Source organism: Arcicella sp. GW458-12-2-14-TSB2, assembly GCF_059423785.1.
The window spans coordinates 1-2061 of record NZ_JBWKYN010000328.1; the positions used below are offsets into that span (position 1 = coordinate 1).

A 2061-nucleotide genomic window follows, 5' to 3' on the forward strand; every position below is an offset into this window, starting at 1 on the left:
TTTATTGATGAGGTGCAACTCAAAAAAATAGCTGAACCGCTGGTAAAAAGTGGGTATGGAAAATATCTGCTTGGGTTGTTATCTTAGTGCTTAACTGTATTTTAAATATTATTTTTTCTGAAAATTATCAGTGCCCACAGCACATAAATATGTATTATGAAAGTATCTAATGCAGTGCTTAAAGATGTTTTAATCATTGAACCAAGTATTTTTGGGGATGCACGAGGCTTATTTTTTGAGCCTTTCAATAGTATTACTTGGGGCGAGAAAGGTTTGCCAACCAATTTTGTTCAGGATAATCAATCATTTTCTTATAAGGGAGTTTTAAGGGGCTTGCATTTTCAAAAAGGAGATTATGCCCAAGGCAAGCTTGTTAGAGCAATTACAGGTAAAGTGCTTGATGTAGCCGTAGATTTACGTCCTGATTCACCAACTTTCAAGCAATGGGAGTTTTTTGAACTTGATGCCCAGTCGAATAAAATGGTATATATTCCTGTAGGTTTTGCCCACGGATTCTTGGCTTTGGAAGATAGTATTTTTGCTTATAAATGCACAGCAGGCTATAATAAGGCTTCTGAAGGAGGAATTCTTTGGAACGACCCAACTCTTAAAATAGAGTGGCCAGTAGAAAATCCAAATGTATCTGACAAAGATATGGTTCTCCCTACCCTTGAAGAATATTTGGCACAGGCTTAAATATTACTGTATGAAATGGTATTAATAATTTTTTATTGATACAAAGAATAAAAACCTACAACGCTTGAATTAGGTGTACTTAAATTATATTAAAAGATTCTGATATGAGTATTATTATATTTGGAGGTATTGGCCAGTTGGGACAATGCATCAATAAAGTAGCTGAAAGCCAAAATATAGAAGGAATTATCTATTTAGATGAAATTGAAGGTAATATTTTGGACGTGGAACTTTTAGAGAACCTATTTACTAAGCACAAACCTTCATATGTTGTTAACTGTGCAGCTTACACAGCTGTAGATAAAGCAGAAGACGACGTAGATTTAGCTAGAAAAATCAATAAAATAGGTGCCGCTAATCTAGCAGACGCTTGTGTGGCTCATGGAAGTACTTTAATTCATGTTTCAACGGATTTTGTTTTTGAAGGAAACCTTCCAAAAGCTTTATCTGAAGAAGATGAAGCTACCCCAATAGGTATGTATGGTTTAACGAAACTAGAGGGAGAACAGGATATTATTAAAAAGATGTCTGAGTTTTTTATTCTTCGCACTAGCTGGCTGTATTCGGAGTTTGCCAATAATTTTGTAAAAACAATGCTTCGCTTAGGAAAAGAAAGACCAGAATTAGGCATCATAGTTGACCAAGTGGGTACTCCAACATATGGTGTAGATTTGGCTGCCTGTATTCTTCACATCATTACTACTCAAAGCAAAGATTATGGCTTATATAATTATAGCAATGAAGGAGCGATTTCATGGTATGATTTTGCACAAGCAATTTTTGAGTTAGGGGAAGTGTCTGTAAAAGTTAAGCCGTTAAAAACAAGCGAATATCCAACCAAGGCCAAAAGACCTGCTTTCTCTTTGATGGATAAAACTAAAATTAAGCAAGTTTTAGGTATTGAGATACCTTATTGGCGAGATAGCTTGAAAGTTTGTATGGCAGCTTTAGCTTAATAAGACAAGGTATCGACTTAAGAGAAACGTTAAAATAGAAGATAACGCAGTAAAAAATTACCTCTAACCACTTCCGATAAAAAACTAATTATTATATCAGTTTTTAGTATCAGTACACATCCATCTTGGTATTTTTCTATGCTAAATCCTAGCCAGTTTTCTATGGGTATTGCTGCGATACAATGTCCGAAAGGGTTAGCGTAATTTCAGCGTCTAATCCATTTTTGATTGCTGATTTACAAGCAAGCGGTAATAGTAGAATGGAGTCCTGCCAATAATAAAAAGGGAAAGTGAATTAGTAAAATGCTCGTTTGTCAAGTTTTTGATAAAAAAGATATAATTCATTAAAAAAACTAGTCCTTATTCGAAATAAGAAATATACAAAAACTACATGAATTATTGATAAATG

Annotated in this window: 2 protein-coding genes; both read left to right on the top strand. The window is 34.2% G+C overall.

What is annotated here, in order from left to right:
- Positions 1–156: 156 nt before the first annotated feature.
- On the top strand, positions 157–696 hold the full coding sequence (gene rfbC, locus AC07XN_RS24185; protein WP_309924396.1) for a dTDP-4-dehydrorhamnose 3,5-epimerase: 540 nt from the start codon (positions 157–159) through the stop codon (positions 694–696).
- 104 nt (positions 697–800) lie between these two features.
- Positions 801–1652 (top strand): dTDP-4-dehydrorhamnose reductase, encoded by an 852-nt coding sequence (rfbD, locus tag AC07XN_RS24190; protein WP_494744906.1) that lies wholly within the window; start codon positions 801–803, stop codon positions 1650–1652.
- Positions 1653–2061 lie beyond the last annotated feature (409 nt).

Coding starts and splice junctions, on each gene's coding strand:
- rfbC (WP_309924396.1), top strand. CDS start 157: ATGAAAGTATCTAATGCAGTGCTTAAAGATGTTTTAATCATTGAACCA.
- rfbD (WP_494744906.1), top strand. CDS start 801: ATGAGTATTATTATATTTGGAGGTATTGGCCAGTTGGGACAATGCATC.